Raw genomic sequence first — 23,995 nt, forward strand, 5'->3', positions numbered from 1 at the left:
TTTACCCCCATTCATCACTCAGCCAGTTACGAAGGAGCTGAGCTGTAGCCTCAGGATTCTCATCAACAAACTTCTCTATCATCTTTCTGGTCTCGGACTTATCAGAGAACTCAATATCATCAAGTGACTGATTCTCCTTAGTTGTAGCAAGAAGCTGCTCAACAGAAAGTTCAGGTTCAAGTTCGACAACCTCAACAGGTGCAAGTCCCTTAAATACAACGAAGATGAGGAGAGCAACTATGAGAATTGCTAATACTAACATAAGTATGTTGGTAAATGTGAAGAAGCTTCCTCCCTCCTCAGGCTGGAAGATAGGTACCTGCCAGGCAAGTATCTGAATATTTGCCTCAGGAACTCCCGTAGCCCTTGATACAAGGGTTATCACATTTGCCGGAACTGTAAGTTCTGTGGCAGCCTGATTGGCAAACATAAACTCGTCAAATGTTGTACCGTCAAGCTGTCCGTTCTTCTTCATCTCTGCTTCATTGTAGTTCTTATAGGAAATGAGCGTTATGGCAATTGAAGACTCATTAGGCTTGATTGCGCCCATGGCTGCTTCTGTGTTGGTTACCTTTTTATTCGGTAAATAGTCATTTTCAGAAATAGCTACATTTCCTTTAGCATTTGCTCCGTCCTGAACCATGTAGTCTGTCTCACTGTTTGCATCCGTTCCCGGAGTTCCTCCGTTACCGTTGGAATTCTGGGCATCATAGGTATAGTCGTGTGACTTAAGTCCCTGCTCAGCACCCTCAGCAGGTGTATATTCAGTATATACAGAGCTGATTTTATTCATGTCAAATGCGAAATTGGCTGCTACCTTTGCATCATCATAGGCAGGAAGCCCAACGAGCAGCTTGTATATCTCCTCTTTTTTCACTCCGGTGACATTTTTCTCATAATCACTTATTGAGTTAATGCCTCCACTAAATACATCATTATCTGCACCATTAAAAAGCAGATTGCCATTTTGATCTGCTATGGTAATCGCCTTTGTGCTGTCATTACCTACAGCTCCTGCAAGAATATTCGCAATAGTCTTTGCATTCTCCTGCTTAAAATCACTGGTTACGGTAAGAATAACACTTACAGAAGTGTCCTTAGTTTCTGCAAAAAGAGTATTACCTGTTGTCGGTGATGTGATTGAAACAACGGCATTTTCAATACTGTCCATATTTAAGAGAACCTGTTTCAACCAATCCTGTTTGTATATATTGGCTTTTAGCTTCTTTTCGCTTTCCGTAGTCGAAAAGCTATTATCAAAAAGTTCATCAATTGACATTCCTATGGATGGAATATCATTCTTAGCTAGCACCAATAAGGCATTTGAATAATCTTTTTCATTTACCGATACTGTCAGTGCGTCTGATGATAAATCATAAGAAATCCCGTTTTCCGTCAGGAGTTCGGTAATCTTTGCTGTATCAGCGGCTTTCTCAGCTCTGACCAGTGTAGTCATTACCGGTCTTGTGACAAAGTAGGATACCAATATGATTGCAAGAAAGACACCTACACCCACAGCTATCATCAGTATTCTCTGCACAGGCGAATATTTATTCCAGAATTCCAGGAATCTTGCCGGAATCTTTCTCAATCGTTCTAAAAGCGTATTCATCTACAATCTTCTCCTCAGCAGTATATAAGTTAAATTAGAACTGAAGATTCATTATCTCTCTATAAGCACTCATTACTGCATTCCTGATGGCTACCGTATATTGTAGGGAAATATTAGCTTTTCTCTGTGCAACCATAAGGTCCGCTATGTTGTCTGAATTGCCCAGTGCAAATTTCATTTCTTCCTGTTCCGCTGCGTTTGTGAGGTCATTGGTCTGCTTAACCATGTCAAGGGCTGATTTGAATATACTTTCGAACCCTTCTGTGCTTCCCTGAACTATGCCGGCCTCAGAACTCTTAGTATTAACACCGTTAATATTTTTAAGTGGAACTAAACTACCTATTGCAGCAATATCCATTACAATCATCTCCAATATAATATAATTAAATTACGGTAAACTTAGTTAATTACTGGCCTCCGCCCATTTCAAGCGCCTTTAATATCATATTTTTAGTCGCATTGAAAGCGGTTACATTTGCTTCGTAAGATCTTGTAGCATCTATCATATCAGTCATTTCCTGAACTGTATTCACATTAGGATACTCTACATATCCATCTTCATTTGCATCAGGATGTGAAGGATCGTATACAAGCCTTACAGGGCTCTCTGTATCAGTGTATATCTTTGATACCTTTACTCCATTGCCAACTCTTCCTGCAGTCCTAAGAAGAATCTGTGAAAAGCCTGTTACATCTTTTTCAACGAATACTACATTCTTTCTTCTGTATACATGGCCATTTTCGTCTCTTGTAGTATTTATATTAGCAATATTCTGCGCAATTATATCTGTTCTAAGCTGCTGTGCAGTCATACCTGTTGCACTTATATCCATAGCTCCAAAAACTGACATTTCCTATACCTCGCTTTTTATAATAATATCTCCAATACTAATTTTACTGGCTGGTTGAAGTTAACGCTATCTTAAGTCTAGAAAACTCCTGTGTCATAGAATCTAAGAGAGTATAATATCTAAGCTGGTTCTCCGCCAGATAAGTATTCTCTGTATGGATGTCTACGTTGTTTCCGTCAGCTCTATAGCTGAGACTTGAATAGTCTGTATAAGCAATGCCGTCAAGTCTGTCGAGGTCTGTGTTAGCAACCCTGCTTCTTAGGTTGCCTCCTCTTATAAGTTCCATTGCAAGATAGGACTCAAACTGCACATCCTTGCGCTTATATCCCGGGGTATCATTATTGGCAATATTATTGGAAATAATATTATTCCTCATCCAACTGGCATCTGCAGCCTTTCCCAGGACATTGATAAAATTATATGCATCCGATGCAATCATAATCATAACTCCTATACTATATACGTTTATATACCGTTAAGAGTAAAATAGCACATGCCAAAAACGCATAGATATAGGCATGCTAATTGTACCTTAACATATCTATTATAATATATTTTCTCAAAATTACAACCTAAAATGGAAATTAGTTTTAAAATATACAAAGGGATTTAGCAAAAACCAAATCCCTCTGTACATAAATACCTTATTACTTGTTTTTAACCTTGGTTAATTCATCAAATACTACATCATTAAGCACCTTTATATAGGTACCCTTCATACCTGAAGACCTCGACTCGATTACTCCCGCACTTTCAAACTTTCTAAGAGCATTGACAATAACCGACCTTGTGATTCCGACTCTATCAGCCACCTTACTAGCAACCAAAACACCCTCGTTGCCGTTTAATTCACTAAGAATATGGGTAATTGCCTCAAGTTCTGAGAAAGAAAGAGTATTTACAGCTGATTTGACAATCTGAATCTTTCTGCTCTCTTCGGCATTTTCTTCATTGACAGACCGCATAATCTCAAGTCCAACTACGGTAGTGCCGTATTCCGCAAGAATGATGTCGTCAATGTTGTAAGGTTCTTTCAACTTGTAGATAAACAGAGTTCCAAACCTATCACTGGCTATATCTATAGGAATGATGATAGCCTGATAATCATTAACTTCCTTGAATTCAAAGCCCAAGGTAATGAGGTTAACATTTTCTTTTGTTGACAGGATACTAAGCAGTCTCTCATTAAGGTCACTGTCTATATATGAGCCGACATTGTCCTTGATTAGTTCCCGGATAGCAGGAATGTCATCTCTGTTTTTGATTCCTAAAACCTTCCCTTTTTTGCTGAGTACTATGATATTTGAATCTAAAATCTCGCTTAACACCCCGCAAATATCATTAAAAACCACCATACGAGAATCATTGTTGTGAAGTAACTTGTTGATTTTTCTGGTCTTATCCAATAACTGAACACTCATTTTGGCCCCTCCTGATGTTCTCTAAAAAGAGATAAATTGAAGTTTACCATTCATTCAATATTGTTTTATGAAAATATAAATCTATCTCATGAAGCAAATTTAGAATGAATATGTTTGTACACAATTATTGTACCACACAATTGTATTAATAATCAAGATAAATTAATTAATTGCTTAAATTATTAATTTATTTGACTCCTACAAAAGCATTTATTAATAGTTCTTATAAATTTTTTAGCATTTCAATTCTGCTAAATCACACAATTTTAAGTACTTTAAAGCACCGAAAACTGCAATTGTCATTCAGAGTGATGGTATTATTATTTGTGTTTAGGAACTTCTCCTGCAACTTTCTGACATTCCTTATTGGCACACACGAGCTTTCCACCTTTTTCAACAGTGTATGAGCCACACTCAGAACACTTTACCTCTGAAGGCTTCTGCCAGCTAATAAAATCACAGTCAGGACTCTTCTCGCAAGAGTAGAAAGGTCTTCCCTTCTTTGTCTTTCTTATAACAACCTCAGAGCCGCATACAGGGCAGGCTATGCCAATCTTTTCAAGATAAGGTTTGGTAAATCGGCAATCAGGAAATCCCGGGCAGGCAAGGAATTTGCCATGAGGACCATATTTGATAACCAGATTTTTGCCACAGTTAGGACAGATTTCATCCGTAACCTCATCCTGAATCTCAATCTTCTCAAGGTTCTCCTCTTCTCTTTTAACTTCCTTGGCCAAATCAGGGTAAAAGTTTCTAACTATTTCCTTCCACTTTATATCTCCCGCCTCAACCTTATCAAGAAGTCCTTCCATAGTTGCAGTAAAGTTGGTATCTACTATCTCCGGAAAGGCTGCTACCATTATTTTATTTACTATAGTGCCGATTTCAGTAATGTAAATTGCCTTATTTTCCTTAACCACGTACCTTCTGGCAAGAATTGTGGTAATTGTCGGTGCATAGGTACTAGGTCTTCCTATGCCAAGCTCCTCTAAGGTCTTTACAAGCGAAGCCTCGGTAAAGTGTGCCGGAGGTTGAGTAAAATGCTGAATAGCATCAAATTTATCAAATTTAAGCTCAGTCTTTTCATCTATGCTTGCAGATATGCTGTCCTCTTCCTTCTCAAAATCAGCTTCTACATAGACCGACATAAAGCCGTCAAACTTAAGCTTGGAAGCCGAAGCAGTAAATATATACTTGCCTGCAGCTATCTTTACACTCTTCATGTCATATATCGCAGGCTTCATTCTGCTTGCTATGAAACGCTTCCAAATCAGGGAATATAGCCTGAACTGGTCTCTTGAAAGAGACTCTTTCACAATGACAGGTGAAAGATCAGTATGTGCAGGTCTTATTGCCTCGTGGGCATCCTGAATCTTCTTGCCCCTATTTTTAGACTCCTGTGACTCTGAAAGGTACTTACTTCCATAGGCCTTATCTATATATTCTCTGGCAGCCTTGTCTGCTTCTTCAGAAATTCTGGTCGAATCAGTACGAAGATATGAGATAAGTCCCACAAGCCCCTGTCCTTTTATCTCAACACCTTCATAGAGCTGCTGCGCTATACGCATGGTCTTCTGTGTAGAGAAGTTAAGGCTCTTTGAAGCCTCCTGCTGAAGAGTACTGGTTGTAAAAGGAAGAGGTGCCTTTCTCATTCTCTCGGAATTCTTAATCTCAGTAATCTTGTAAGAAGCCTTCTTAAGTTCCTTCATTATCTTGTCCATCTGGACCTTGGAATTAATAGCAAGCTTACCAGTATCATCTCCGTAGAACTTGGCAACTACAGGCTTCTTAACTCCCTTAGCTAAAAGGTAAGCGTCTAAAGTCCAGTATTCCTCAGGGATGAAGTCATTAATCTTTTCTTCCCTATCATATATAAGCTTAAGTGCAGCAGACTGTACTCTTCCTGCTGAAAGTCCTCTCTTTACCTTCTTCCAAAGAAGCGGACTTATGCTGTAGCCCACCATTCTGTCAAGCACACGCCTTGCCTGCTGTGCATCCACAAGATCCATATCTATATCCCTTGGGGACTTTATAGCATTTTTAACTGCTGTCTTTGTGATTTCATTAAAAGTAATTCTTTTATATTTTCCTTCTTCAAGCTTAAGAGCATTGACAAGATGCCAGGAAATAGCTTCACCTTCGCGGTCCGGGTCAGTTGCAAGATAAACTTTATCGGACTTTTTTACAGCCTTTCTAAGAGTCTGGAGCAAGTCTCCCTTTCCCCTTATGGTTATATACTTTGGCTCATAATCATTGTCAACATCCACCCCCATCTGGCTCTTAGGCAAATCCCTTACATGTCCCATGGAAGCGATAACTTCATAATTTGTACCAAGGTATTTTTTAATCGTCTTTGCTTTTGCCGGCGATTCAACTATTACCAAATACTTAGACATCCTATTCTTCTTCCTCTCCTTAAATCCTTATCAAAACTTCAGACACCCTATGATACAGGAGTACTTAAACTTCTCTTTAATCAAATTCCATACTTTTTTCTCTTGTATCATATATATGACGGAACAGCTATATAATATTCAAAGCTTGTCCGCCTCACATATCCCTTAAATTCCAGCCTAAGTAGTATAATAAAAAGCTCTCCTTCATCAAGTCCTGTTTCAGATAAAATTTCAGAAATATGCTTTGGTATCAAACAGAGGGTAGAATACACTATTTTTTCGTTGCTTTCAAGTATTAAATTTTGAAGGCATTCCTGTTTAGCATTTAAAATGGGAAAATCAAAATCCTCAAGTATGTCATTTACATCACCTACAAGCTTCGCTCCATACTGAATAAGTTTGTTGGTTCCACGGCTTAGAGGCTCCTCACTTCTACCGGGGAGGGCGTATATATTTTTACCCTGCTCAAGCCCCATATCTGCAGTGATTAAGCTCCCACTTTTCTCTCTGGCTTCTACCACAAAGACTCCATCGGATAGTCCGCTTATTATGCGGTTTCTTTGTGGAAAATTCGCCCTCACAGGCTTCGTTCCTATAGGAAATTCGGAGATTATTCCTCCTTTTTCTACAATAGACAAATACAGCTCTATATTATTCGCCGGATAGCAAATATCCACTCCACAGCCGAGGATTGCATAGGTCTTACCTTTTTCTCCTTTTAGCGCACCGTTATGTGCAGAGGAGTCAATTCCCAAAGCCATCCCACTCACCACGCTTACACCGTTATTTGATAGCTCCTCGGATATTTTCCCTGCATAATACAAGCCTTTCTCTGTAGCATCTCTTGAGCCCACCACACTTATTATTTTTTCTTCATTATTTGGTAAGCTTCCCTTATAAAACAATCCTATGGGCGCAGAGCATATATTCCTAAGCTTATCAGGATAGTCTTTCTTAAAATAATGAGTATACTTTATTCCCTTTTCTACCATGTTCGCATACTTATCTTCTATTTCGGACATATCTGAGAGAAACCTAAGTCTTTCAAGCTGTTTTTCTCCTATCCCCTTGATATTGCTATACTTTCCCTTGCTTATGGCCAAGTGCGCCTCAGCTAAGCTTCCAAAGTTTGCTTCAAGTATGTCAAATTTTATCTTGGCTATATACCCCTCTAAAGAGAGCCAAAACATAAGTAATTCTTCTCTCATCCCCAAAACCTCTCAATCATTTCACGATAGTGGATGGCTTCAGCCACTTCAAACTCCCCAACCTCCGCCTTTTGCCTCATATCGGCTATGGTTCTTGCCACCTTAAGTACCCTGTAATATCCTCTAAGGCTTAGATTGATGTTTTTATATGCTTCTTCAAGGAGGGCTTTGGTCTTTTGGTCAATCTTACAGAATTCATCAGTCATCTTAGAATCCATCTGAGAGTTAAAATGTATTGATTCGTGCTTAAATCTCTCCTCCTGAATGTCCCGTGCCGCAAGGACTCTTTTCCTTATCTCGTCTGAATTCTCACCAGCCTTTTCTTCTTTATTAAAGATGCTGTCAAAACTTATTCTCTTTACTTCAGCAACTATGTCAAATCTGTCAATCAACGGTCTGCTCACCCTTGATAGATAGTTCTTTATCTGAACCTCATTGCAGCGGCAAAATTTCCTATCAGGATAGAATCCACATTTACAGGGGTTCATTGCAGCCGCAAGCAGAAAATCAGAGGGATAGGTTGCAGTTCCGTTTATTCTCCCTATGGTTATCTTCTTCTCCTCAAGAGGCTGCCTGAGCACCTCTATGGTCTGGCGGTTAAACTCAGGTAACTCATCTAAAAAAAGGACTCCATTATGAGCAAGGCTAATCTCTCCTGCCCTTACTTTGCTTCCTCCTCCAACTAAGGCCGGGAGTGATATAGAGTTATGAGGAGACCTAAAAGGCCTGGTTTCTATAAGCCCCCGCCCTTCCTCTAAGAGGCCTGATATACTGTATATCTTGGTCACTTCAAGACTTTCATCCACAGACATAGGTGGCATAATAGACGGAATACGGCTTGCAAGCATACTTTTCCCTGAGCCTGCCTGGCCTATCATAAGTATATTGTGCATCCCACTCACAGCTATTTCTACTGCCCGCTTAATCCCCTCTTGCCCATGTACCTCAGAAAAATCAGGCAGCTTCTTATCATCGCTTATAGGCGGTTCTATATCGATTGTTCTACCCTTTTCTACTCTCTTTTGCACAACCTCAACGGCTTCAAGGAGCGATGCTACACCTATGATTTCAATGCCATCAACCAGCTTTGCCTCCCTATAGTTTGCCACAGGAAGTACAACCCTCCTAATGCCAGCCTCTCTTGCGGCGCTCACCATAGGGAGCACGCCTGTGACAGACTTTATTTCTCCACTTAGGCTCAGTTCACCTACAAAGGCCGTCTCTAAGAGGTAGTCATTGTCAAGGCTTAGTTGGGCTGCAAGTATGGCCACTGCCACCGCAAGGTCAAACGAAGTCCCGTCTTTTTTAATGTCTGCAGGGGATAAATTTACAAGAATTCTCTTAGGCTCCAAATAAAAGCCCGAATTAAGAACAGCTGCCCTAACCCTTTCTCCCGATTCTCTTACCTGCGTAGACAGAAAACCAACCATATTAAAGGATGGAAGTCCATTCCTTATATCTGCCTCTACGCTAGTAATAATACCGTTGATGCCGGATAAGGCAACACTTTTTACACTAGAAAACATAATCTCACTTATCAGTGAATCTTAGAATAGTCAAACCAATTATAATATCATTTGCTGACTTTGTAAACAAGCAATTGGAGTTTTTGTAAATAAGGGCAAAATATATTTTTTTAAAGCTTACCTGCAAAAATTTGGCTTTTAAGCTTTAATTATGATTTCATAACAAAACATCTTGCAACCAATGCCACATATAGTGTATGATACATAAATATCACATCTATAAAAGGAGATTACATGTTAAAAACAATCGCAATTGCACTCTTTGTCCTTATGTATGCCCTTATGATATTCCTTCCCGCAAAGCGAAGACCATATATTGCCTGCGGAACTGCTGCTATTTTCCTGGTGCTTGGAATACTTCCTATAGGCGACTTGTTTCACACCATAGACTGGAATATCCTGCTTATGATATTTGGTACGGTAATCATAGTGGATTATTTTATCCAGTCCAAGATGCCAAACCTCATAGCAGACCACATACTTAATCTTTCACCAAATGTCATGTGGACTACGATATTTATGTCCCTCTTTGCCGGCATTATCTCAGCCTTTATAGATAATGTGGCTACTGTATACATGGTTGCCCCTGTGGCACTTGCGATATGTAAAAAGCTGAAGATATCTCCTGTTGCTATGATAATCTCAATCGCAGTATCCTCGAATCTTCAGGGTGCGGCTACTCTTGTCGGCGATACTACTTCCATTATGCTAGCAGGTGCTGCCAAGATGGACTTTATGGATTTCTTCATCATGCAGGGTAAGCCCGGCATCTTCTTTGCAGTTGAACTTGGAGCCCTCTTTACCATACCTATTATGATGTTAATTTTCCGTAAGGACACAATGCCTGTATCTTCTGATGAGCATACAGAGGTTAAGGATATGATTCCTACTATCGCAATGGTCGGACACATAGTTTTCCTTATAGCTGCTTCCTTCATCCCTAACAAGCCTGAGATAACAAATGGTGTCATCTGTATGGTCTGGGGAGTTGTCTGTGTGGTTTGGGAATACATCGCAACCAAAGACAAAGAGACTATGATAGAGAATATAAAGAATGTGGATTATGCAACTATGGCTCTCCTTGCAGGTCTTTTTACTGTAATAGGCGGTATTCAGGAGCAGGGCATCATCACAGACCTCGCTGATATCATTGTACATGTAGGAGGAGGAAATATCTTCGTTCTCTTTACAATCATAGTGTGGGGCTCGGTTCTTGTATCTGCCTTTGTAGACAATATCCCTTATGTAGCTACCATGCTTCCTGTAATAGCAAGTGTTTCTAATGAGCTTGGCATTGCCCCATATCTGCTTTTCTTTGGTCTCCTTATAGGTGCTACTCTTGGTGGTAATATAACCCCTATCGGAGCTTCTGCCAATATTGCAGGTATAGGACTTCTTCGCAAGGAAGGCTATGAAGTTTCATTTAAGGACTTTATGAAAATAGGTGTTCCTTTCACCCTCGCTGCTGTTGTTGCCGGCTATCTCTTTATTTGGTTTGTATGGAGATAAGAAATGCTGCTTAGATTATACTTTTATTAGATAAACATAGTTTTAAATAATAACTGCTCCTAATAATATTTTCAAGACTCACTAAGGGAATATTATTAGGAGCGGACTTCCTTTTGAAATGATACACCTTTTAATTCCCCTTCTTCACAAATTCCATCCACTCTTTATATTTTTCAATTGGTTCTAAACTTACAGCCTCTTTGATGTATTCTAATGCAAGTTCTTCCGAATGTGGCGGCGTCAACGCTGTAAATAAATAATACGAGATTATGTAGCATATATAAGCCATCTCACTCACTTTATCTGTATTTTTCAGAAAAAAATATTCATTTTGTAAGTAAAAGAAAATGTTTAACTGATCTACTTCAGATGATGACGCATATAAATCATCTAAAATATTCTCTGTCAACAATTCTACATCTTCTGCTGGTATGGGCTCACTATAAAAAGAAAAATATTTTCTAAATTCCATTAAATTACCGCCCTTCTTAATTATTCACACTTCCTTGTTCATTCCGAGTCATCATTGGTTATGACTTTTATCTCTAATTTTAGCGAAATTGTCTATACACTGAGTAATCGCTAAAATTGTCAAAAATACAAACATAAATAAATTATCAGTCTTGCGGATTCCAAGTAAATTCATTATTATTAGTACTATTCCTGTAACAGACACAAATAATTGAAGAAAAGTTATTGCATATAGAAATTTTTTACTCATAACTATTATCCTCCTTAATTATCTTTACTCGGTTACCTCCGACTCGGTTTGAACCGAGTAATCATCTTAATTATACTATATCCCACGTCTTAATTCAAACTAAGCAAAAAGAGGCCAAGCTGTAGCCTAACCTCTCATCACTATGTCATTTATATAAGCACCTTACTTAAAAAGTCCTTAGTTCTTTCATTCTTAGGGCTTCCAAATATCTCCTCAGGGCTTCCTTCTTCTGCTATGATGCCTCCGTCCATAAAGAGAACCCTGTCGGAGACCTCCCTTGCAAAGCCCATTTCGTGGGTTACTATTACAGTTGTCATACCCTCGCTTACAAGGCTTTTAATAACAGAGAGCACCTCTCCTACCATCTCAGGGTCAAGGGCTGAGGTTGGCTCATCAAAGAGCATTACATCAGGCTCCATTGCAAGGGCTCTTACAATTGCAAGCCTCTGCTTCTGACCGCCTGAGAGTTTGTTTGGCTTCTCGTCATATTTTTCAAGAAGCCCTACTCTATTAAGCAGCTCCCTTGCCTTATCTTTAGCTTCCCTAGGGTTTTTCTTACCAAGTAAGGTGGGAGCAAGAGTGATATTTTCACCAACTGAAAGATGTGGGAAGACATTGAAATGCTGGAAAACCATGCCCATCTTTTGACGGTGGATGTCTATGTTTACAGACTTATCGGTTATATTGGTTCCCTCAAAATATATCTCACCCTTATCAGGCACTTCAAGGAGATTAAGGCAGCGAAGAAAGGTAGACTTCCCGCCTCCTGATGGCCCGATTATAGATACTACCTCACCCTTTTTGATATGCTCAGTCACTCCTTTAAGCACCTTAAGATCGCCAAAGCTTTTATGTAAATTAACAACATCTATTAAATATTCATTATGATTAGCGCTCACCTGCCTTCATCCTCCTTTCAAGTACAGCAACTCCTTTAGAGAGGCTGAATGTAAGTACAAAATATATGATACCAATTATAATAAGCGGTTCCATTGTAAGGAAGGTTGCTCCTGATATGGTCTGGAACTGAGTCATAAGGTCTCCCACAAAGAATACAGAAGCAAGAGAGGTTTCCTTAATCATCATAATGAACTCGTTACCCAGTGCAGGAAGTATATACCGTACAGCCTGTGGCAATACTATCTTAAACATAGTCTGTCTTTTACTAAGTCCAAGCGACCTTGCCGCCTCAGTTTGTCCTTTGTCTACAGCTTCTATGCCTGATCTGATTACCTCTGATACATAGGCAGCCGAGTTCAATATAAGTGCTACAAGTATGCACACAAAGGTGGATGGCTTGAATCCCGGTATAGCTTCAGGAAGCATGAACTTAAATATATACAGCTGTAACAGTATAGGCGTGCCTCTTACTATCTCTATATAGGCTGTTGAAATAGATCTTACTATTAGGAACCTGTTATTTTTAAGTACAGCCAATACAGATCCTAATATTGAGCCAAAAAATACTGTTATTAGGCTTAATAACAGGGTATATCCTGTACCTGTTAAAAACAAGATTCCATATTTTTGTATCAAAAAAACTATATTGTTAAAAATTCCCATTAATTATTAACCTCTACTCCTAGTGATTTAGCAAGTTCCACCGCCTTATCCTTCCACTGCTTATAAAGCCCCTTATCATTTACTTCTTTAACAATCTGATTTATCGCATTTACGAGTTTGGTCTCACCCTTTGTACAGCCAATAACATTTCCTTTTGATTCATACTCAAACTGAAAATCACTGATAGCAAGCTCTTTATGAGTGTTAATTATTACCTTTGCAACTGCAAGGTCAAGTGTAAGCCCATCAGCCTGACCTGTCATAACCTCCATTGCTCCATTATTTACATCTGCAACAGGAGTGCATTTAGCCTTAGGAAGCTGCGTTGTTGTTAGGTCAAACTGTACTGAGCCATTCTGAGCAAGTACTGTCTTTCCCGCAAAATCATCAGCAGTCTTTAACTTATCTGCATTTTCTTTAAGAATAACAATTCCCTGGCCTTCATCCGCATCTGTATTACCAAAAAGGTCTGAAAGCTGCATATTCTTCGCACGATCTTCTGTATAAGCAAGCCCTGCTATTGCCATGTCTACCTGACCTGTGGTAACTGCGGCCTTAATCGCATCAAACTTCATAGGCACAATCTCAAGCTTTACTCCGAGGCTGTCAGCTATATACTGAGCAAGGTCCATATCACAGCCTACATACTTGGTTTCACCGCTGCTTATATCTATAAATTCATTGGGAGCAAAGTCAGGGCTGGTTGCGCAGGTTATAACTCCTGCCTCAAGAATCTTGTCAAGCTTGTCTCCTTCACCTGTAATATTTGAAAGGTCAAGCTTCGCAGTTCCTGACGTATTAGCCGATGTGGTACTTCCTGCGCCAGCACTTCCTGAAGTTGTGTCACTGCTTGTCTTGGCTGTCGATGTAGTAACCGAGCCTGTCTTTGAAGCACTCTTTGTACTGTCTGTCTTAGTAGAACTTCCTGAACAGGCAGTAAGCATAGTGGCTAAGGTAAGGGTTAAGGCTGCAACAAGTTTAACTGATTTTTTCATAGTGTATCTCCTCTCTGTGAATAAATATTCTTCATTTGAATTATGTTATGAACAGATTATATCACAAATAAATGAATATTTAAAGCATAAGTTTGCATAAATATTCATTTATTTTAAATAGTTATACTGTGTGATTTTCAGAATTTCTTAAAAAAATCACTCCAGACTATTCCTAGTCGGAGTGATTTTTCTTCTATTTTTATATTCATTACCCCTGAAAGAACAGATGCTCTATCAGTATCTTAGTGCCAATAAGTATGAGCATGACTCCACCCATTATCTCTGCCTTGGATTTTAGTTTTTCTCCAAATACACTTCCAAGCTTGACTCCGATGAAGCAACAGACAAAGGTAATAAGACCGATGATGGATACAGCTGGAATTATACTTACCTTAAGAAAGGCGAAGGTTACTCCTATAGCGAGGGCATCTATACTGGTTGCAACCGCTAGTGTCAGCATGGTCTTTACATCCATTGAGTCATTTACAACGTCACAGGATTTCGCCTCTTTTATCATATTTATGCCTATGATACCAAGAAGCACAAAGGCTATCCAATGGTCGATGGAGCTAACCACGTTCTTAAATCCGCTTCCAAGCAAAAAGCCGATAAGAGGCATCAACGCCTGAAATACTCCAAAGTAGAGCGAACAGACAAGAGCCTTCTTTATATCCATCTTTTTCATAGCTAAGCCCTTACAGATGGATACCGCAAAGGCATCCATAGAAAGCCCTACTCCAATAACCAATATATCAATTATATTCATAACTTACCCCTTACATATCAGAATACAAGTACTAAATATAAAATCTATACAAGCTGTATGTAATAATATTAATTATCTTTTGACAGCTGCTCTTAGACGATAAAATGCATAAATATCTTTTCAATGCGGATATTTATGCATTTATTCAACTTAAACTTCAAACAATATATCACTATATGTTGGTACAGGCCAATAATCCCTGCCAACAATAACTTCAAGGTTGTCAATACTCTCACGTAGCTCTGTCATAGCCGGAGCTACCTTAGTATTAAATGCTTCAGCCTGTGCCTTTCCCTCAGGAAGCTTCTTAGCATCTATTATCATATTTTCCATCTCATCTGCCTGCTTATTGGCAGCAGTAAGAAGTGAAGATATCTTCTTAAGTAAATCTTTTTGCATAGAGCACTCAAGTTCCAAGCCTGTACTTCCCATCTCATTTATCGCCTTTGCAAGTACAGTCTGGTACTTAATGACAGCAGGGATGAAAAGCCTCCTTACCATATCAATCATGGTCTTTGCCTCTATGTTGATGGTCTTTGTATATTTCTCGTACTGAATCTCAGCTCTGGACTCAAGCTCAGTGCAGTTTAACACCTTTTCCCTTGCAAATACTTCTATAGTGTGGTCATCAATAAGTGACGGAATTGCCTCCACCATTGACTTTGTATTAGGAAGTCCACGCCTTGCGGCCTCTTTCACCCACTCTTCAGAATAGCCGTTTCCGTTAAATATGATTCTCCTATGCTCAGTGAGAGTATCTATAATAAGGTCGTGTACAGCCTGATTAAAGTCCTCTGCCTTTTCAAGCTTGTCAGCCATGTCTCTAAATACACTTGCAACTATAGTATTGAGTACGGTATTTACCCCTGCAATCGACATTGACGAAGCCACCATTCTAAACTCAAACTTGTTACCAGTAAATGCAAAAGGAGAGGTTCTGTTTCTATCTGTTGCATCAAGGAAGAGGTTAGGAAGGCTGTGTACTCCAATATCAAGCTTCCTTCCCTGCTTGCTTGAAGTAGCTTCACCTGTCTCAATAATCTGCTCAACAAGGTCTTCAAGCTGGTCTCCAAGAAAAATGGATATAATGGCTGGAGGTGCCTCATCTGCACCAAGCCTATGCTCATTGCCGGGATTGGATGCCGAAAGCCTAAGAAGTACGGCATTTTCATCCACAGCCTTTATTATAGCGGCAAGTACGAGCATGAACTGTACATTTTCGTGTGGAGTCTTGCCAGGATCCAACATATTTTTGCCTGTATCAGTCACTATAGACCAGTTGTTATGCTTTCCTGAGCCATTTACACCGGCAAATGGCTTCTCGTGAAGGAGGCACTCAAGTCCGTGGCGCTTTGCCACCTTCTTCATAGTTTCCATAACAAGCTGGTTGTGGTCAGTGGCAATATTTGCAGTAGTAAATACAGGCGCCATCTCATGTTGAGCAGGAGCTACCTCATTGTGCTGGGTTTTAGCGTAGATACCAAGCTTCCAACACTCCTCATTAAGCTCCTTCATAAAAAGTTCTATACGCTCAGGAATGTTGCCATAGTAGTGATCATCAAGCTCCTGAGTCTTAGGAGGCATAGCTCCAAATAGAGTACGGCCTGTAAAGAGGAGGTCCTCTCTTTTTAGGAAGTCTTCTCTGTCGATAAGGAAATATTCCTGCTCAGGGCCAACCGAACAGCTCACACTTGTAACATCCTCATCTCCAAAAAGTCTTGCAATCCTTGTAGCCTGCTTGCTTATAGCCTCCATCGAGCGAAGCAGTGGAGTCTTCTCGTCAAGTGCCTCACCTGTGTATGAGCAAAATGCGGTAGGTATGCAGAGGGTTACACCTGCTGTATCTTCTTTTAGGAAAGCCGGAGAAGTACAGTCCCAGGCAGTATAACCTCTAGCCTCAAAGGTTGCCCTAAGGCCTCCTGATGGAAATGAAGAGGCATCTGACTCTCCCTTAATAAGCTCCTTACCTGAGAAGCGCATTATTATCCCGCCCTTGCCCTCAGGCTTTAGAAAGGAGTCATGCTTCTCAGCGGTAATCCCAGTCATAGGCTGGAACCAATGTGAGAAATGGGTAGCCCCTCTCTCCATAGCCCAAGCCTTCATAGCATGTGCTACAGCTCTTGCTATCTTCTCGTTAAGGTCTTCGCCGTTATCTATGGTCTTTCTAAGCTCTTTGTATACATCGCTTGGGAGCCTGTCTTTCATTACCTCGTCATTAAATACATTTTTCGCAAAATCCCTTGGCAGCGCAAATTTTTCCTCGGACATACTCTTCCTCTTTCCCGATAATATTTAACAATTACTCCAGATACCACTCGTCCTTATTCTCATTTTCACCGTCTGTCTGTACCATGCCCATACATTTTTGGAGTACCTTCTCCATCATTATCGAAATTAGCAAATTGGCAGTCACAGGTACAAACAGCATCGCAAGTCCGGCTGAAATATATACCAAAACAAAGCTTCCAAACAACAAAATGATAGAAACAACCGTTGTAAGCAGATGTCTTATCGCCAGATAAAATGACAGTCTAAACAGCCCTGTGAGCTTTAGTGAAAACCTTGAAATAAGTGGGAAAATATATATTGCTATAAATGACATAACTATACCGATAACAATGTATAGGTAGCGCATATAGGTAAGGCTGTTTTTTATGTAATTAATAGCAAATTTAACGTCCACATACAGAATTAGTCCTACTACAACAAGAATAAGCCCTACTATGAAGCTTTGCTTAAAATCCCTCTTAAATGCTTTGAAAAACTCTTTGATAGGATAGCTCCTGTCTCGCCTTATTGATTTAACTGTTGAATAATAGAGTGCCGAGGTAGCAGGTCCTATGGTCACAATAGGAATACAGACCAAAACATAGACTATGCTAAGTGCCACTGTATCAAAAAGCTTCCCCATAAAGCGGAAGAAAAAATTGTTCATATTAAATAAATTACCCATAAAAATAACCTCTATCTTTTCTTTGCTGATGTCTCACAACTATATAATTATCTATGTATTCGAACGAGATGTCAAGAGAAAAAATGCCCCATTGCCTACAAAACCACATAATTCTCTCCCCTTTTCTTAGTATTATTACAGTGTTTTATTTGATGTATGTAAGATAAAACAGCGATTTATCTTTTACAGTCATAAGTCTATAAAAAAATCACACCTTAAAGTGGATAAAAAAGTTTATCTCCTATAAGGTGTGAGATTATGTAATTGATGTGCATAGGTTGATATACTGCCACTCCTATTGATGTGTCTTTAATTATAGCATATTTACTATGGATTTGCTCTTATAGCGCCAGTATACAACGCTTCCACACAAAAATGTAATAATTATGTTTATCATAATTGAAAACAAAATTTGAGCATTGCTCAGTATCTCCACCCCAAAAGCTCCTCTTACCAACGGCGCTAAAACTATGCAGGCTATAAATATGCTACTGAAATATCTAAAAAATATCTTTCTCCATAAACTGATATAGCTCATTCCAAAGCTTCGCAATATGCCGTACTCATGTTTATGTTTTTCCCAATCGATAAAGCTGCTTAAAACTATATACAGGCATACTACTATCAAAGAAAAGTATACCATAGAACCTGACAGCATAGCAGTATAATCTCCCATCAATTTATTCTCTTTATTCCTTAGAACTGATGATTCAAGCATACCTCCCTGTATTGATGACATAATTAATGAAACTCTTGTATCCACATCACGTTTAACTGATAATGGTGCATCTGCTCTCAAGTTGATACTGATTTTGTCATATCCTAAAATCAGTTTACTTTTTTTCGCTGTATTCTCCTTCATTACAAGCTGTATTACGTTATCTTCTTCATTTTCAGCATTCCACAGCATTGCTTTAAATTTTTCTTTATAAAACCGCAATCCTTTTTCGCTCTTTCTAATTCCTCCCACTTGTATAATTTCGTTCTTACCTGAAACGCTATAACTGAGCTCAGGTAGAAACGCTAAGCAATTCTTATCCTTGTCTGAGCCAACATCATTCTCACCTATTCCCAGTTTATCTAACAATAATACGAATTCTTTTTCAGTTAGTATAATAATCTTAACAGTCCTATCAGGTAAAACATTATACCTCTCAGCCTCTTTTGATATCTCATACCACTTTTCCTCATTCTCATTATCTTTCCATTCACTGCTTCTATACTCTAAATATTCATTAAAGCTGGAAGTCTTATCGTCCTTGTCTACCAATATAGAGCTTTGATTGGTTTCAGCTTCCATTTGGAGCTTAATCATATCACCGTATTTATGTAGGTCATTTACTACATCAAAGTCAAAATAGCTTTCGTTGTTCTCAGTTATGCTATACCCTCTAAGCATGCTGCTTGTGGTTGTTGACTTGCTATATAAATCGTAATTTATGTCACCCTTTTCCATCTCAAATCTATTTGAAAAACTAAATGAGGCTATGATAAAAAACATACAAATCATTTGCATTATAACAACGCATATATCCATTTTTCTAAATCTATACTTTCTGACTGTAAATCGCAGATCTATCAGCATTTCATTTATGAGTGAACCTGCTTTCTTTCTGGCTGAATCAACACAAAACAGTACAATTATTACGCTAATAAAGCTGCTTTCCAATAAAAAAGTATGAAGCAATTCTCTGATGTAATACTGATATCCTCCAAAATTCCTTTTTATATATAAAACTCCCAATATAGCTGATGAAGTAAATCCCACGCTTAATCCTATTACTGCAAGCAATCCAATCAGGTATAACCACAGTATTCTTTCCTGCCTGGAATGAAGCCCAAGTGCTTTAAACAAAGCCATTGTCTTGCTGTTCCATATAAGCAGCGTTCTTATTATGATAACTTCCCCGAGCAACAGCAGAAAATTGGTAAGTACAAGATATAATAATCTGGTAAACAGCAAGTCTTCACCATAACCTTTTGAGGCTAGTTTTGAATTAATACTCATATCATGGCTAAGTTTGATGTCATAATTACTTCCCCAATTCAATATCGTGTTTATATCTCTTTCAATAGAATTGAATCTAAGTTTCTTTTGCAAAACAATCAACGACTGCTTTGTATCTTTTAGCATACCATCTGCAAATATTACTGTGGGATATACATTTATATCCTTTTCTATAAAAGTTGACGCAGACAGTCTACTTGAATAATTAGAAATTATGCCGGTAATTACAAAATCAGTCTTTATCCCATTTTTCTCAAAGCTTATCTTCGATGGCAGGTTGTTGTTTTTAATCTTAAATAATTCTGTCAGGTATTCTTCAACTACAATCTCGTTTTCTTTCTTCGGCCATTCTCCTTTAATAAGGCTGAAAGCCAAGACATCCCCAATACTCTTTTCCATCGAGCCAAAAGTTAATTTTTTGCCTGAATATACTACATTACCTCCGACTTCGAATCTTTTGTATACAAAATCATTTAACTCATTTTTTATATTCGCTTCAGTTTTCTCATCAACACCAGATATAACAGCGAGAAATTTGCCATATGTATTAATAAGATTATCCCTGTTGTTTTGTATGAGCATATTGGTTGTGGATGTTACTGTAAAAATAAAGCAAAATCCAATTGCTGATGTCAATAAAGATATTATAAATAGTGCTTTATTATTCTGAAATAGTATATGAATTAACTTAATATACCTTGTTCTTTTACTATTCATCGGCAACTTCACCATCCTTTATCCTTATAATCTGATCAGGATTTTGCATGAGATTTTCTTCATGTGTAACGATGATAAATGTGGTCCCATACTTTTTATTCAGGTTATCGAATAAGTTGGTTATGAGTTTTGTATTTTCACTATCCAAATTCCCTGTCGGTTCATCAGCAAACACTATTGACGGCTTTAACAGCATTGCTCTTGCTATCGCTACTCTTTGCTGCTCTCCTCCTGATAATTCATAAGGACATTTTAACACCAAGTCAGCTATACCTAATTCCTGAACCAAGAAGCTAAAGTACTTGGTATCAATGGGCTTCCCATTAACATAAGACGGGCACATAATATTCTCTTTTGCGGTAATATGTGGTATAAGATGATATGCCTGAAATATAAATCCATAGTTATCCCCTCTAAGTTTTGCCAACTCTCTTTCTGTCATAACAGCATAGTTTTTTCCTTGAAATAAAATATCTCCATCAGAAGCACTATCTATACCTGCCAGTACATTTAATAACGTAGATTTTCCACTGCCACTCTTCCCATAAATCAAATTAATCGAAGCTTCATTGAAACTGAGACTCACCCCTGACAGTGCTTTTGTCTGCTGCATACCACTTTTGTATATTTTCGAAACTTTATTGCAGCGTAATATTACCTTTTCCGACTTTCCCATATTTACCTGTCCTTTTGCGGCTTTATCTAAAAAATAGGCAATTATGTAGTTACATCATAATGTTGTGGATGAGTATTTTATGCTATCTCCTCTATAGATATACTGGTACAATATTTATTCTTTCTTAATTACTAATTACTGGTTTGATGCTTGGATAAAGAAAATACTATTGTTACATATATCGCACCAATTATTGATAGCACTGTGTTAATCATCATTCCAGGATAATGTAGGTAGCTGACAAATTGTAAATGAAAAATATTTGTAGCTACATACTCTCCTAGAAACAGCGCAAACAGTGCAATGACAATCAGCGATACATTTCCAACTATCAATTTCAAATTTCTTTTATCACTAAAATCTATTATACATTGAATAATTGGCGCAATCACACAACATAAGAAAAGTGCAATTACATGATTAGAATACGAGGATGTATTAATAAAATAGATATAAAACAAAAATACAATCCCTAAACATTCTATAACAATTGGAATAAATCTAATAATTTTTTTCCTTTTCATATCCGTTTCTCCTTTACATTTTCATTCTCCACTCTAATTGTAAGGAACACTGCGGAATAATACTTGATTAAACACAGCTTTTATTTGACAAACGGTTATACATCTCCTTAATCATCACAAGTCCAATAGTCATCCTTATTGATATTAATTGACCCGCTATTTTTGTCTATAGGGTAAAGTATCAAACTGTCAAAATCACCTTTAATACGCATGATACCTATAGACTCATTTACAGCTTCTGCTCCTTTTGAGGTGTCTTGAATACCCGCACGAATAATAGGAACCTCAACGGTATCCTTTTTATCTAAAATTATTTCAACCTTTACATTCCTTAATTGACTATGGAATTCTTCAATATTAATATCACCAATAAACTTCATCTTTGAGCTTAACAGGTTATATTTAATTTCACCATCTATTATTATTTCACTTTGTTCACTAAGCACACCTTTAATAAAATGCTTTATTGGTTTTTTTAAGGTTACTTCTCTCTTAAGTGGAAATAGAAGGATTCCCGCTACAGCCATTAGACATATCATTATCCCTATAATTCTGTTTTTCATAAATACCACCTACTTTCTATAAACTTCTGCCAAGTATTTATTTGAGTCATCTTTTGCAACATAAATTTTTATTCTAAATAACCTATTAAGTTCATAATTATTTAGCTTTCTTATATACGAAAAATCATATATATTGATATATATTAAATTACTTATATTGTATACAGTTTCATTATTTTGATTTATGTAGCTATAATTCAACCTAAAATATCTAAATCCTCCAATCCTAAAGCCCAAATATGTATCATTTATTCCCAGCACTATAGCATCAAAGACTAAACCATTTTTTATTAAATTATTTCTTTTAATATTATATGCTACCAAATATAGTAAGAATCCAAAGCATACTGCAAATATGATATTAGTAAGCAATGCTATCTCATATTCTAATGATATAAAACGCATTTTTTCTGCTACAATAAGTATTAGTGAAACTACAAACCCCAACTTAAACATAATAAAACATGGATTTTTCAACAATTTCATGATACCAATACCTCCATAAGTTTATTACAGACAATTATATTTATCATTGTTCATCTAAAAATGAAAGTATGTCTATGATACAAGCATTACCACCACAAATGCTTCTCCTTTACATTTCTTCTCTATTTATATTATATATCTAAAATTATTTAATTTAAAGAGATATTGATGTACTTTTTGCAGAATATAGATATATATGTCATATAATGTTAAAGTATTCATCCAAAAATTAAGGACTTTTACCTGATAAATATATATAATTTATCAAGCAAATGTCCTTTTATAGATTATGATATTTATATTTTCAGCCATTTTACACTCTTAGATACTTCTTACCTTAAGCACTCCCTCTATCTCACTAAGTGCCTTTCTCATTTCATCTGTAACTATGGTATCTATGTCAAATACAGAGTAGGCATAGTCTCCCTTACTCTTGTTTACAAGCTCCTCAATATTTACATTGTAAGAAGAAAGCACAGTTGTAAATTTAGTTATCATGCTCGGGATATTCTTATGTAATATGGTAATTCGTGAAACACTTGTATGCTTTGCTACCTCACAGTTTGGGTAGTTGACAGAGTTTTTTATACTTCCCTTTTCAAGGTAATCTACAACTTCCTTAACTGCCATAACTGCGCAGTTATCCTCTGATTCCTCCGTAGAGGCTCCAAGGTGTGGAATAGCTATAACACCTTTCATATTAGCTGTTTTTTCATTTGGAAAGTCAGTTACATACTTCTTAACCTTACCACTGGCAAGCGCTTTTTCAATATCCTCATCATTTACCAGGGCATCTCTTGAGAAGTTTAAGATAACTACTCCGTCTTTCATAAGACCAAGGCTGTAAACATTTATCATGTGCTTAGTTGCATCCATAAGAGGTACATGTACTGTAATATAGTCACAGGTTCTATATATCTCTTCTACAGTCTTTACATGGATTACATCCCTTGAAAGACTCCAGGCATGTTCTACAGAGATATAAGGGTCGCAGCCGTAAACCTCCATTCCAAGTCTCTTTGATGCATTGGCAACAAGCACACCTATGGCTCCAAGGCCTATTACACCAAGTTTCTTCCCCTCTATCTCATTGCCTGCAAAGTTTCCTTTTTCCTTTTCTACAAGCTTAGAAAGCCCCTCTGCATCCTTGTTATCCTGCACCCAGTTGATTCCACCTACCACATCCCTTGCAGCAAGGAAGAGTCCTGCTATAACAAGCTCCTTAACCGCATTAGCATTGGCTCCCGGAGTATTGAATACAACTATTCCCTGCTCAGCACATTTATCCAGAGGGATATTGTTAACTCCGACACCTGCTCTGGCTATGGCAAGAAGATTGTCACCAAGTTCAAGAGACTTCATATCTGCACTTCTTACAAGAACAGCATCTGCCTCACTCAACTCTTCTACAAAGCTATAATTTTCATCAAGCTCTTTAAGTCCTATGTCTGATATATTATTTAATGTTTTTATTCTATACATAGTATCCCCCCCTAACAA

Annotated in this window: 22 protein-coding genes; 1 reads left to right on the plus strand and 21 read right to left on the minus strand. The window is 37.9% G+C overall.

The genetic code is table 11. The features are described from left to right. Position 1: 1 nt before the first annotated feature. The 8 genes from ACO6HM_RS06310 to ACO6HM_RS06345 form a co-directional block, all read right to left on the minus strand. Positions 2 to 1,612 (minus strand): flagellar M-ring protein FliF C-terminal domain-containing protein, encoded by a 1,611-nt coding sequence (locus tag ACO6HM_RS06310; protein ID WP_485390281.1) that lies wholly within the window; start codon positions 1,610 to 1,612, stop codon positions 2 to 4. Positions 1,613 to 1,646: 34 nt separating this feature from the next. Beyond that, positions 1,647 to 1,970 (minus strand): flagellar hook-basal body complex protein FliE, encoded by a 324-nt coding sequence (gene fliE, locus ACO6HM_RS06315; RefSeq protein WP_485390282.1) that lies wholly within the window; start codon positions 1,968 to 1,970, stop codon positions 1,647 to 1,649. A gap of 49 nt (positions 1,971 to 2,019) precedes the next feature. Continuing rightward, positions 2,020 to 2,463: a flagellar basal body rod protein FlgC gene (flgC, locus tag ACO6HM_RS06320; protein WP_208428290.1), complete on the minus strand. Its 444-nt coding sequence runs from the start codon at positions 2,461 to 2,463 to the stop codon at positions 2,020 to 2,022. Between the two features lie 43 nt (positions 2,464 to 2,506). Then, positions 2,507 to 2,902: a flagellar basal body rod protein FlgB gene (gene flgB, locus ACO6HM_RS06325; RefSeq protein ID WP_208428289.1), complete on the minus strand. Its 396-nt coding sequence runs from the start codon at positions 2,900 to 2,902 to the stop codon at positions 2,507 to 2,509. 208 nt (positions 2,903 to 3,110) lie between these two features. Further along, the gene (gene codY / locus ACO6HM_RS06330) at positions 3,111 to 3,884 is read right to left on the minus strand and encodes a GTP-sensing pleiotropic transcriptional regulator CodY (RefSeq protein ID WP_485373750.1); all 774 of its coding nucleotides are present in this window, start codon (positions 3,882 to 3,884) and stop codon (positions 3,111 to 3,113) included. A gap of 320 nt (positions 3,885 to 4,204) precedes the next feature. After that, on the minus strand, positions 4,205 to 6,280 hold the full coding sequence (gene topA / locus ACO6HM_RS06335; RefSeq protein WP_485390283.1) for a type I DNA topoisomerase: 2,076 nt from the start codon (positions 6,278 to 6,280) through the stop codon (positions 4,205 to 4,207). 107 nt (positions 6,281 to 6,387) lie between these two features. Next, positions 6,388 to 7,488: a DNA-processing protein DprA gene (dprA, locus tag ACO6HM_RS06340; protein WP_485390284.1), complete on the minus strand. Its 1,101-nt coding sequence runs from the start codon at positions 7,486 to 7,488 to the stop codon at positions 6,388 to 6,390. Next, on the minus strand, positions 7,485 to 9,014 hold the full coding sequence (locus ACO6HM_RS06345) for a YifB family Mg chelatase-like AAA ATPase (protein WP_485390285.1): 1,530 nt from the start codon (positions 9,012 to 9,014) through the stop codon (positions 7,485 to 7,487). Before ACO6HM_RS06345 ends, dprA begins: the two co-directional genes overlap by 4 nt. A 234-nt stretch (positions 9,015 to 9,248) precedes the next feature. Here ACO6HM_RS06345 and ACO6HM_RS06350 point away from each other — a divergent pair, with 234 nt between their 5' ends. After that, entirely contained in the window at positions 9,249 to 10,523 is a 1,275-nt protein-coding gene (locus tag ACO6HM_RS06350; protein ID WP_485390286.1) for an ArsB/NhaD family transporter, read from the plus strand. A gap of 130 nt (positions 10,524 to 10,653) precedes the next feature. Here the strand turns inward: ACO6HM_RS06350 and ACO6HM_RS06355 are convergent, their stop codons facing one another. The 13 genes from ACO6HM_RS06355 to ACO6HM_RS06415 all read right to left on the minus strand — a co-directional run bounded on the left by ACO6HM_RS06355 (position 10,654) and on the right by ACO6HM_RS06415 (position 23,977). After that, positions 10,654 to 10,995, minus strand: a complete 342-nt coding sequence (locus ACO6HM_RS06355) for a hypothetical protein (RefSeq protein ID WP_485390287.1) — start codon at positions 10,993 to 10,995, stop codon at positions 10,654 to 10,656. Between the two features lie 398 nt (positions 10,996 to 11,393). Further along, positions 11,394 to 12,143, minus strand: coding sequence for an amino acid ABC transporter ATP-binding protein (locus ACO6HM_RS06360; protein ID WP_485390288.1), 750 nt, complete (start codon positions 12,141 to 12,143; stop codon positions 11,394 to 11,396). Next, entirely contained in the window at positions 12,133 to 12,807 is a 675-nt protein-coding gene (locus tag ACO6HM_RS06365) for an amino acid ABC transporter permease (RefSeq protein WP_485390289.1), read from the minus strand. Before ACO6HM_RS06365 ends, ACO6HM_RS06360 begins: the two co-directional genes overlap by 11 nt. After that, a complete protein-coding gene (locus ACO6HM_RS06370) occupies positions 12,807 to 13,802 on the minus strand; it encodes a transporter substrate-binding domain-containing protein (RefSeq protein ID WP_485390290.1) in 996 nt (331 codons plus the stop codon). The genes ACO6HM_RS06365 and ACO6HM_RS06370 overlap by 1 nt, the downstream gene beginning before the upstream one ends. Before the next feature lie 208 nt (positions 13,803 to 14,010). Then, complete coding sequence (locus ACO6HM_RS06375) at positions 14,011 to 14,568, minus strand: manganese efflux pump MntP (RefSeq protein ID WP_485390291.1); 558 nt, start codon at positions 14,566 to 14,568, stop codon at positions 14,011 to 14,013. A 150-nt stretch (positions 14,569 to 14,718) separates the two neighbouring features. Then, the gene (locus tag ACO6HM_RS06380) at positions 14,719 to 16,836 is read right to left on the minus strand and encodes a glutamine synthetase III family protein (RefSeq protein WP_485390292.1); all 2,118 of its coding nucleotides are present in this window, start codon (positions 16,834 to 16,836) and stop codon (positions 14,719 to 14,721) included. Positions 16,837 to 16,867: 31 nt separating this feature from the next. Beyond that, positions 16,868 to 17,521 carry a YesL family protein gene (locus ACO6HM_RS06385; protein ID WP_485390293.1) on the minus strand — a complete coding sequence of 218 codons (654 nt, stop codon included), beginning with the start codon at positions 17,519 to 17,521 and terminating at the stop codon, positions 16,868 to 16,870. 313 nt (positions 17,522 to 17,834) lie between these two features. Next, the gene (locus ACO6HM_RS06390; protein WP_485390294.1) at positions 17,835 to 20,246 is read right to left on the minus strand and encodes an ABC transporter permease; all 2,412 of its coding nucleotides are present in this window, start codon (positions 20,244 to 20,246) and stop codon (positions 17,835 to 17,837) included. Continuing rightward, positions 20,239 to 20,922, minus strand: a complete 684-nt coding sequence (locus ACO6HM_RS06395; RefSeq protein WP_485390295.1) for an ABC transporter ATP-binding protein — start codon at positions 20,920 to 20,922, stop codon at positions 20,239 to 20,241. The genes ACO6HM_RS06390 and ACO6HM_RS06395 overlap by 8 nt, the downstream gene beginning before the upstream one ends. 131 nt (positions 20,923 to 21,053) lie before the next feature. Next, positions 21,054 to 21,446 (minus strand): hypothetical protein, encoded by a 393-nt coding sequence (locus ACO6HM_RS06400; protein WP_485390296.1) that lies wholly within the window; start codon positions 21,444 to 21,446, stop codon positions 21,054 to 21,056. Positions 21,447 to 21,553: 107 nt separating this feature from the next. Then, the gene (locus ACO6HM_RS06405; RefSeq protein ID WP_485390297.1) at positions 21,554 to 22,009 is read right to left on the minus strand and encodes a hypothetical protein; all 456 of its coding nucleotides are present in this window, start codon (positions 22,007 to 22,009) and stop codon (positions 21,554 to 21,556) included. Between the two features lie 9 nt (positions 22,010 to 22,018). Next, a complete protein-coding gene (locus ACO6HM_RS06410) occupies positions 22,019 to 22,495 on the minus strand; it encodes a hypothetical protein (RefSeq protein WP_485378768.1) in 477 nt (158 codons plus the stop codon). A 321-nt stretch (positions 22,496 to 22,816) separates the two neighbouring features. Further along, positions 22,817 to 23,977, minus strand: coding sequence for a phosphoglycerate dehydrogenase (locus tag ACO6HM_RS06415; RefSeq protein WP_485390298.1), 1,161 nt, complete (start codon positions 23,975 to 23,977; stop codon positions 22,817 to 22,819). Positions 23,978 to 23,995 lie beyond the last annotated feature (18 nt).

Source organism: Catonella sp. (assembly GCF_057250765.1).

Bases quoted from the DNA above. Each gene is read 5' to 3' on its own strand.
- ACO6HM_RS06310 (WP_485390281.1), bottom strand. From the start codon at position 1,612: ATGAATACGCTTTTAGAACGATTGAGAAAGATTCCGGCAAGATTCCTG.
- topA (WP_485390283.1), bottom strand. From the start codon at position 6,280: ATGTCTAAGTATTTGGTAATAGTTGAATCGCCGGCAAAAGCAAAGACG.
- ACO6HM_RS06350 (WP_485390286.1), top strand. From the start codon at position 9,249: ATGTTAAAAACAATCGCAATTGCACTCTTTGTCCTTATGTATGCCCTT.
- ACO6HM_RS06415 (WP_485390298.1), bottom strand. From the start codon at position 23,977: ATGTATAGAATAAAAACATTAAATAATATATCAGACATAGGACTTAAA.
- ACO6HM_RS06365 (WP_485390289.1), bottom strand. From the start codon at position 12,807: ATGGGAATTTTTAACAATATAGTTTTTTTGATACAAAAATATGGAATC.
- flgB (WP_208428289.1), bottom strand. From the start codon at position 2,902: ATGATTGCATCGGATGCATATAATTTTATCAATGTCCTGGGAAAGGCT.
- ACO6HM_RS06355 (WP_485390287.1), bottom strand. From the start codon at position 10,995: ATGGAATTTAGAAAATATTTTTCTTTTTATAGTGAGCCCATACCAGCA.
- ACO6HM_RS06345 (WP_485390285.1), bottom strand. From the start codon at position 9,014: ATGTTTTCTAGTGTAAAAAGTGTTGCCTTATCCGGCATCAACGGTATT.
- ACO6HM_RS06410 (WP_485378768.1), bottom strand. From the start codon at position 22,495: ATGAAATTGTTGAAAAATCCATGTTTTATTATGTTTAAGTTGGGGTTT.
- dprA (WP_485390284.1), bottom strand. From the start codon at position 7,488: ATGAGAGAAGAATTACTTATGTTTTGGCTCTCTTTAGAGGGGTATATA.
- ACO6HM_RS06400 (WP_485390296.1), bottom strand. From the start codon at position 21,446: ATGAAAAGGAAAAAAATTATTAGATTTATTCCAATTGTTATAGAATGT.
- ACO6HM_RS06390 (WP_485390294.1), bottom strand. From the start codon at position 20,246: ATGAATAGTAAAAGAACAAGGTATATTAAGTTAATTCATATACTATTT.
- ACO6HM_RS06385 (WP_485390293.1), bottom strand. From the start codon at position 17,521: ATGGGTAATTTATTTAATATGAACAATTTTTTCTTCCGCTTTATGGGG.
- fliE (WP_485390282.1), bottom strand. From the start codon at position 1,970: ATGGATATTGCTGCAATAGGTAGTTTAGTTCCACTTAAAAATATTAAC.
- ACO6HM_RS06375 (WP_485390291.1), bottom strand. From the start codon at position 14,568: ATGAATATAATTGATATATTGGTTATTGGAGTAGGGCTTTCTATGGAT.
- ACO6HM_RS06380 (WP_485390292.1), bottom strand. From the start codon at position 16,836: ATGTCCGAGGAAAAATTTGCGCTGCCAAGGGATTTTGCGAAAAATGTA.
- ACO6HM_RS06405 (WP_485390297.1), bottom strand. From the start codon at position 22,009: ATGAAAAACAGAATTATAGGGATAATGATATGTCTAATGGCTGTAGCG.
- codY (WP_485373750.1), bottom strand. From the start codon at position 3,884: ATGAGTGTTCAGTTATTGGATAAGACCAGAAAAATCAACAAGTTACTT.
- flgC (WP_208428290.1), bottom strand. From the start codon at position 2,463: ATGTCAGTTTTTGGAGCTATGGATATAAGTGCAACAGGTATGACTGCA.
- ACO6HM_RS06395 (WP_485390295.1), bottom strand. From the start codon at position 20,922: ATGGGAAAGTCGGAAAAGGTAATATTACGCTGCAATAAAGTTTCGAAA.
- ACO6HM_RS06370 (WP_485390290.1), bottom strand. From the start codon at position 13,802: ATGAAAAAATCAGTTAAACTTGTTGCAGCCTTAACCCTTACCTTAGCC.